We start from the raw sequence: 8,277 nt of genomic DNA, 5'->3' as shown, positions 1-8,277 counted from the left end.
GGTCCCCGGTCCCTGGTCCCTGGTCCCGCCCCCTCACCTCTCGAACTTCGTAGACAGAATGATCGACGACGTAGTGCGCTCGACGCCGTCGATCGCGCCGATGCGGTCGGTCAGCACGTCCATGTCGTTGACCCCGGGCACCACGCCCAGGGCGATCAGGTCGTAGGAACCGCTGACCGAATGCAGCACCCGCACCTCGGCGATCTCGCGCAAGGCCTTGACCACCGAGGTCATCTTCTTCGGCAGCACGGTGATCAGGATGTGCGCGCGGATGTGCCCGTGCTCGTAGTCGTCGCGGGTGCGCACCGTGTAGCCGCAGATCACCCCCAGCCGTTCGAGCTTGTCGATCCGGCTCTGCACGGTGGTGCGCGACAGGCCCAGCCGGCGGGCGATCTGCGCGGTGGACGCGCGCGCGTCCTCGCGCAGCAGGGACAACAGGCTCTGGTCGGAGGCGGTGATCTTCATTCGGTCGGCGCTTTTCGTCGAATCGACGAAATTATCCTAATTCCCGCATAAATCAACTCTGCCAAACGACGATCCTCTGCCGATAATAGGAAGAAAGCCATCGAACTGGAGAAACGCATGTCCGTACTCGGCACCCTCGCCCCGCTGCGCGCGCACGCCGGCAGCCGCCTGACCGCAGGGCTCGACGACGCCGGCATCGAGCGCCTGGCCGCGTCGCACCCGGCGCTGGCCGAGGCGATCGCGGCCGCGGCCGCCGAGTACGCGAAGGTCGCCGCGGAGTTCCCCGAACTGCTGGAGCTCGACGAAGCCGAGCAGTTGCGCACGACCCAGGCCGGCTTCGTCAACTTCTATGCCGACGACGCGGTGACGCCGTACCTGGCGCTGGTCGCGCGTGGGCCGTGGGTGGTGACGCTGAAGGGCGCGGTGCTGTACGACGCCGGCGGCTACGGCATGCTCGGCTTCGGCCACACCCCCGCCGCGGTACTGGAGGCGATGGCGCGGCCGCAGGTGATGGCCAACGTGATGACCCCGAGCCTGTCGCAGCTGCGCTTCGAGCGTGCGTTGCGCGCCGAGATCGGGCAGCGCCGCGGCGCGTGTCCGTACGCCCGCTTCATGTGCCTCAACTCCGGTTCGGAGTCGGTGGGCCTGGCCGCGCGCATCGCCGACATCAACGCCAAGCTGCAGACCGATCCGGGCGCGCGCCACGCCGGCGCGCGGATCAAGCGGCTGGTGGTCAAGGGCAGCTTCCATGGCCGCACCGACCGCCCCGGGCTGTATTCGGACTCCAGCCGCAAGACCTACCTGCAGCACCTGGCCAGCTACCGCGGCGAGGATTCGGTGATCGCGATCGCGCCCTACGACGTGGACGCGCTGCGCCGCGCCTTCGCCGATGCCGAACGCAACCACTGGTTCATCGAGGCGGTGTTCCTGGAACCGGTGATGGGCGAAGGCGACCCCGGCCGCGCCCTGCCGCCGGCGTTCTACGCCGCCGCCCGCGAGCTGACCCGCGAGCACGGCAGCCTGCTGCTGGTCGATTCGATCCAGGCCGGGCTGCGCGCGCACGGCGTGCTGTCGGTGGTCGACTACCCCGGCTTCGAGCAGCTCGACGCGCCGGATATGGAAACCTATTCCAAGGCGCTCAACGCCGCCCAATACCCGTTGTCGGTGCTGGCGGTGACCGAGCACGCCGCGCAGCTCTACCGCAAGGGCACCTACGGCAACACCATGACCAGCAACCCGCGTGCGCTGGACGTGGCCTGCGCCACCCTCGCCCAGCTGACCCCGCAGGTGCGCGCCAACATCCGCGAGCGCGGCGCCGAGGCGCTGCGCAAGCTGGAGCAGCTCAAGTCCGAGCTGGGCGGGCTGATCACCCAGGTGCAGGGCACCGGGCTGCTGTTCTCGTGCGAGCTGGCGCCGCAGTTCAAGTGCTATGGCGCCGGCTCCACCGAGGAATGGCTGCGCCACCACGGCGTCAACGTGATCCACGGCGGCGAGAACTCGCTGCGCTTCACCCCGCATTTCGCGATGGACGCCGAGGAACTGGACCTGCTGGTGGGGCTGATCGGCCGTGCGCTGCGCGAGGGCCCGCGGCAGGCGCAGGCCGCGGCGGCCTGAGGCCCGCGTCCACCGCCGTTGCTTCGGACGGCGCCAAAAACAGACGGTCGAGGCCGCGCCCGAAGCGCGCTGCCTCGCCCTGCCCGGCACCAGGCGGTTAACGCGGCTGGCGCTGCGCGAAACGGTCCATCGCCTGCTGGATCAGGGCACGCGCCTCGGCGGCGCCGCCCCAGCCGTCCAGGCGCACCGGGTTGCGGCCGGCCGGCAGGTCCTTGTACACGCGGAAGAATGCCTCGATGCGCTGCCGCTCGATCTCCGGCAGGTCGGCCAGTTCGCGGATGTTCGCGTAGGTCGGGTCGACCTTGTCGGTGGGCACGCCGATCACCTTCTCGTCGTGTTCGCCATCGTCGCTCATCTTCAGGTAACCGATCGGGCGGAAGCGGATCAGCACGCCCGGATGCAGCGGCTCGCGGGTGAGCACCAGCGCGTCGAGCGGATCGCCGTCGCCGGCGAGGGTGCGCGGCATCGAGCCGTAGTTGGCCGGATACGCCACCGGCATCGACTGGAAGCGGTCGACGAACAGCAGGCCTTCCTCGTTGATCTCGTACTTGGTGAAGCTGCCGGCGGGGATCTCCACCGCCAGGTTCACTTCCGCCGGCGCCTGCTGCGGCTGCGCGGCCAGGAACGGGTGGCGGATGGCGTCGTCGGCCTGCGCCGCGGCGGCGGCCAGCAGCAAGCCGAGCCATGCCAGGCGGGTCGTGGGCAACATCTTCATCGGTTCGTCTCGGTTGGTTTCATGGGACGGATGCGAGCGCAGCGTTGCGCGAAGGATGGCGTCTGGATTTTCGCGCCGCCACCGCCGCGTGCGAGTGCGGACAGCCCCGTCGCGCCAGATCCCATTTGGCCCATCCAGCACGGCAACCGAACAATCCCGTGAGGGCGATTTCGGGTGGCTTGCGCCGTCGGTCGAGACCGGCGCGGCGTGAACCTGTCGCGACTGAAGTCGCTCCCACATTCATTGCTTCGCCAGCCACAATCGCTCAAGTTGGAATCCGTGAACATCGCGCCAGCGCTTGCGGTGATGCGGCCGAAACATGGCGGCGGGCCGGTTCGGTGCCGTGCGCATGCGCCGCTCACTCCCAGCAACGGTCGGCGCGCCCCTTGGGCGTGGCGCTGCGCGGGCAGTCGCGCGGTGCGATGCGGCCGCTTTCGCGTTCGACCAGGCGCTTGCCGCCGTCGCCGGCGCGCAGCAGCTCGAACGCGTCGTACAGGCGTCCGCTCGCGGTGCGCGACTCGTAGGCCAGGCGCGCCGGCTCGATCTTCAGCACCTGGTAGAGCTGGGTGTCCTCGGCGACCGGGCGCATGGTCCTGCGCGCCATGTCCGACAGCCGGTACTGCTTCGGCCCGGCGACCGACACCACGAAGACCGGCGTCGCCGCCCCGTCCTCGTCGCCACGGCGGCCGTAGGTGTGGTCGTGGCCCTGCAGCACCAGGTCCACCTTGCGGCGGCGGATCACCGGCAGCACCTGCTCGACCAGCGTGGCGTTGTCGCGGTCGGCGCGCGGCGAATAGAACGGCTGGTGGATCAGCACGATCGACCATGGATGCGGGTTGTCGGCCAGCAGCGCGTCCAGCCACCGCGCCTGCGCGTGGCCGGTGCCCAGGTCCAGCGCCGAGGTGCCGTCGAGCACGGCGATGCGCACGCCCTGGTAGTCGAACCAGTAGCTGGTGCGCGCGGTCGCCGACGGACCGTTGCGCGGCAACGCGAACGTCACCGGCCAGTGCCCGCCGAGCACGCGCCGCTGCTGGGGGGTGTCCTCGAACTCCTCGCGGTACTCGTGGTTGCCCGGCGCCGGCGCCACCGCGGTGCCTTCCAGCAGCCAGCGTCCGGCCTCGAACCATTCGGCCCATTCGTTGTCGTCCTGGCCGTCCTTGCCGCTGACCAGGTCGCCGGCGAACAGCGCCAGCCGCGCGTCCGGCGCGCTCCGCCAGGCCTGGCGGATCACCCGCGAGACCAGGCTGAGGTTCTGGTTCTGGGTGTCGCCGAAGTACAGCAGGGTCAGCGGCGCGTCCGCCGCCGCCGCGGTGCGGAAATGGTTCCAGGCGCTCCAGGTGTCGCGGCCCTGCACGCGGTAGGCGTACAGCTTGTCCGCGGCCAGGCCGTCGACGTCGGCGCGGTGGTGGTGCGCGCGGCCATTCTCGCCGAGCAGGTCGGCGGTGCCGGCCTGGATGCGCCGCGGCGCGCCGAGGTCCGGCGAATCGCCGGCGACCACGAGCTCCAGCCAGGGCTGCGCCACGCCCGCGTCGGTGCGCCAGGCGACGGCGAAGCCGCGCGCCGCGTCCTGCGCCGGCGAGGCGACGATGCGGTCGGGGAAGCCGTCGGCGGCGTAGCGGCTCGCGCCCGCCGGCACCTGCGTGTTCGGCTCCGCCGCCGTCGCGGCGGCCGCGCCCAGCGGCGCCAGCGCCAGCAGCAGCGCCGCTCCCCCGCGGCGCAGCGCAGGCGAATTCACCGCGCGCACGCGCCGAGCTTGAGCGCCGCGGCGATGTCGCGCCAGTCGAACGCGGCCAACGCCTGGTCGTCGTGCACCGCATAGAACACGCCCTGCGGGAATCGCGCGTCGCCGCGCTCGTCCAGCCACACGCCGTCGGTGTTGGCGGTGACCCGGCCGGCGAACGATCCCACGTGCGCCAGCGTGCGCCGGTCGAACACGTGGAACAGGGTGCGGTCCTTGAACTGGTCGCTGGCGATCCACCAGCCGCTGCCGTCGGCGCAACGCATCAGCGCGATGCCCTCGGCCTGCGCCCGGTACAGCCCGGCGCCGACGTCGCGGCCGCGGTAGCGGCCATCCAGGCCGTATTCGCGCAGCCGGGTGCCGGTGGCCACGTCCTCCTCGGCGATCAGCAGGCGGTCGTTGTCCGTGTCGCCCCACAGCGATTCGGCGATGCGGATCGCGCCGGCCGGCGTGGTGTCGCCGAAGGCCTGCGACGCCGACGCGCGCCAACCGGCGCCGTCGCGGCTGAGCGCATAGCGGCGGAAGCGGCGGTCCAGTTCGCGCAGCGGCGGCGGCACGTCCTCGCCGCCCGGCGCCATGTAGTTGTCGCTGACGATGACCTCGTAGCCCTCGCCCTGCGGGCGTACCCACAGGCCGTAGGGCTGGGTCAGGTCGGCCTCGCCGAAGCTCAGCACCGGGGCGAAATCCGGCAGCCGGAACATCTGCACGCGGTGGTTGTCGCGTTCGACCACCCATACGTAGCCGTCGCGCGCGGCGATGCCGTTGGGGCGGTCCATCCTGCCCGCGGCGACGCCCTTGCCGCCCACCGTGCGCAGCCGCCGGCCGTCGTCGCCGTCGTAGATCACCAACTCGCCGCTCTTCTTGGCGGTGACGGCGACCTGCAGCCGGCCGTCCTCGCCGCGCCAGCTGGCCGGCGAGTCGAGGTTGTCCTGCGGGGTGGCGGCGCTGACGAAGGCTTCGGCCACCACCACGTGGGCGACCTTGGCCTGGCTGAGCAGCGGGTCCTGCGCGACATGCTGGTCCGGTTCCAGGTCGGCCGCCGCGGGCACGCCCGCGCAGCCGGCCAGCGCCAGCGCAGCGGCCGCCAGCGCCGCGCGCCACGTCGTCGTTGCGGTGCGCATCAGAACGCCACCTTGATGCCGGCGGCGAAGGTGCGGCCGTACTCCTCGTACTGCTGGGTGCGCGAGCGCGTGCCCTGGTAGCGCTCCAGCGGTTCGTCGAGCAGGTTGGAGGCGTCGAAGTACAGCTGCACGTTGTCGGTGATCTGGTAGTCCACGTTGAAGTCGAGCTGGGTGTTGGGCGCGACGTAGATGTCCATCTGCCGGCTGCCGCCCAGTTCGTCGAGGTACTCGCTACGGTACACGGCCGACAGGCGGGTGGAGAAACCGTACTTCTCGTAGCCGATGTAGCCGGTATAGACGTGCCTGGAGGCGCGCGGCAGCATGAAATCCTCGCCCTGGCGGTCTTCCAGGCCCGGATCGAAGTCGGTGTCCAGCCAGGTGCCGCTGACCCCGACCAGCAGGCCGTTCCAGCCCTCGGGCAGGAAGTCCAGCTGCTGCTGCCAGTTGAACTCGGCGCCGAACACCTTGGCGTCGTCGCCGTTGATCGCGCGGGTGACGTCGTAGCCGGCGAAGTCCGGGTCGTTGTCGACGGTGGTGTCGACGATGTAGCCGTCGATCGACTTGTGGAACAGGCCCAGCGAGACGATGCCGCTCTTGCCCAGGTACTTCTCGAACGACAGGTCGATGTTGGTCGATTCGTAGGGCTTCAGCTCCGGATTGCCCAGTTCGACCTCCTCGTCGTCGTTGTTGATCGCCGCATGCGGGGCCAGGTCACCGAACGCCGGGCGCGAGACGGTCTTGTTGAACGCGGCGCGCAGGACCCAGTCGTTGCCGGTGTCCCAGCGCAGGTGCAGGCCGGGCAGCACGCTGGTGTAACGGCTGCTGGCGCGCAGCGGGCTGACCGTGAACGACTCGCCGTCCTCGGCCACGTCGACCTGGTTGCCGACCGCGTCGAACTGGGTGCTTTCCACGCGCACGCCGGCGATCACCCGCAGCACGCCGATGTCCCAGGTGCCCATCGCATAGGCGGCGAAGATGTCCTCGCTGGCGACGTAGTCCTCGGACAGCACGCTCACCGCGTTGGAGCCGACGTCGCCGTCGCTGACCCCGTAGAGGTCGCCCGAGCGCGCCCAGTAGGCGCGCATCGCCGAGGAGCTGAGCACCTGGCCCAGGCTGTTGCGCCGGTGCGCCGGCGCCGCGGCGGTCCAGCCGCCCAGGTCCACTTCCGGGCCGTCGGCCAGCTCGATCTCGTCGACGTTCACGTCGCGGTCGCGCCAGCGCCCGAGCAGGCCGAACTTGTAGCTGGCGTTCTCGGCGTCGAAGCGCACGTTGACCCGCGCGCTGTATTCGTCGTCGTCGACCTGGGTCGGCGCGACCACGAACTTGTCGAACACGTAGTTGCCGTTGTCCATCCAGTCGTTGTCGGACAAGGCGATGTCCGGCATCGAGCGGTTCTGGTCGATGGTCGCGTCCAGGTCGTCGCCGTCGTACTCGAAGCGGCCTTCCATCTCGTCGTTCACCCGCTCGCGGGTCTTGGTGTAGCCGGCCTGGTAGTCCAGCACCGCGCCGCCGAGGCGATTCTCGCCGCCGAAGCTGGCCGCCAGCGTGTCCTGCTCCTTGGTCCGGTAGCGCACGCGCTTGGAGATCTCGTCGACCGGCGCGGCATAGGTGCCGTCGCCGTTGGGCTCCACGTCGTCGGTATCGAAGCCGATGACGGTGTTCTGCCGGGTCTCGGCGTCCTCGAAGCTGCTGAACAGCGTGCGCAGGTAGTAGCGGTTGTCCTCGTCCGCGCGCCAGTCGAGGTTGAGGTTGGCGCCCACGCGCTTGCGCTCGATGTAGTACTTGCGCCGCTGCTGCTCGACCATGAACAGCTCGCCGTCGTCCAGGCTGTCGTACTCGCCCTCGGTGTTGTCGGACTGGAATTCGCGGTCCTGGTAGTTCAGGCCCAGCGCGAGGCCGAAGCGGTCGTCGGCGAACAGGTCGCTGTAGTTGAACGAGGCCTTGGGGCTGGTCTTGTCGCTGAGCTGCTGGTGGTTGGCCTCGATCTTGCCGCGGATGCTGCGGCCGTCGCGGTCGAACGCAGACGCCGACTCGACCAGGATGCTGCCGCCGATCGCATCGCCGGGCATGTCCGGCGTCGGCGACTTGACCACCTTCAGCCGTTCGGTGGATTCGGAGGGGATCACGTCCATCGGCGCGGCGCGGTTGTCGCTTTCCGGCGTGCCGATCGCGATCCCGTCGACGCTGACGCTGTTGAGCGCCGCGTCCAGGCCGCGCACCACCACGAAGCGGCCCTCGCCCTGGTCGCGGGTGACGCTGACGCCGGGCAGGCGCTGCAGCGACTCGGCCACGTTCTGGTCGGGGTAGTCGCCCATGTCGTCGGAGGACACCGCATCCTGGATCGCGTCGGTATTGCGCTTGAGCGCGACCGCGCGGCTCTGCGCCTGCGCTTGCGGCCGCACCTCGACCCGGTCCAGTTGCGTCGCCCCGGCCGCATCGGCGTCCGCGGCGCGTGCCGTGGATGACCAGGCGGCCGAGGCCAGGGTCATCGTGATCGCCACGAACAACGGATTGTTGATGTGCACTGCCGGTTCCCCATTACATGTAAAGAATGGGTAAGCAACATATTTCCGACAGGTTGCATGGTAGTGACATCGCCGCGTGTATTTGCCGCCCTGGCCGGC

6 protein-coding genes are annotated in these 8,277 nt (G+C 70.1%); 1 reads left to right on the top strand and 5 read right to left on the bottom strand.

The features are described from left to right. Window positions 1-33: 33 nt before the first annotated feature. Window positions 34-465, bottom strand: coding sequence for an Lrp/AsnC family transcriptional regulator (locus JR065_RS05365; protein ID WP_206232788.1), 432 nt, complete (start codon window positions 463-465; stop codon window positions 34-36). Between the two features lie 117 nt (window positions 466-582). Between JR065_RS05365 and JR065_RS05360 the strand changes: the two genes are divergently transcribed. Then, entirely contained in the window at window positions 583-2,079 is a 1,497-nt protein-coding gene (locus JR065_RS05360) for an aminotransferase class III-fold pyridoxal phosphate-dependent enzyme (RefSeq protein ID WP_206232785.1), read from the top strand. A gap of 97 nt (window positions 2,080-2,176) precedes the next feature. Here the strand turns inward: JR065_RS05360 and JR065_RS05355 are convergent, their stop codons facing one another. The 4 genes from JR065_RS05355 to JR065_RS05340 form a co-directional block, all read right to left on the bottom strand. Next, window positions 2,177-2,794, bottom strand: a complete 618-nt coding sequence (locus JR065_RS05355) for an inorganic diphosphatase (RefSeq protein ID WP_206232783.1) — start codon at window positions 2,792-2,794, stop codon at window positions 2,177-2,179. Between the two features lie 358 nt (window positions 2,795-3,152). Further along, on the bottom strand, window positions 3,153-4,514 hold the full coding sequence (locus JR065_RS05350) for a purple acid phosphatase family protein (RefSeq protein ID WP_241093404.1): 1,362 nt from the start codon (window positions 4,512-4,514) through the stop codon (window positions 3,153-3,155). An 11-nt stretch (window positions 4,515-4,525) separates the two neighbouring features. After that, window positions 4,526-5,653 (bottom strand): phytase, encoded by a 1,128-nt coding sequence (locus tag JR065_RS05345; RefSeq protein WP_206232781.1) that lies wholly within the window; start codon window positions 5,651-5,653, stop codon window positions 4,526-4,528. Then, window positions 5,653-8,142: a TonB-dependent receptor gene (locus JR065_RS05340; RefSeq protein ID WP_206232810.1), complete on the bottom strand. Its 2,490-nt coding sequence runs from the start codon at window positions 8,140-8,142 to the stop codon at window positions 5,653-5,655. Before JR065_RS05340 ends, JR065_RS05345 begins: the two co-directional genes overlap by 1 nt. Window positions 8,143-8,277: the final 135 nt, after the last annotated feature.

The sequence above is a fragment of the Xanthomonas sp. genome, assembly GCF_017163755.1.
Taxonomy (GTDB): domain Bacteria; phylum Pseudomonadota; class Gammaproteobacteria; order Xanthomonadales; family Xanthomonadaceae; genus Xanthomonas_A.
Note: the sequence above shows the minus strand (reverse complement) of the source record. Positions and strands in the feature narration are given on the sequence as shown.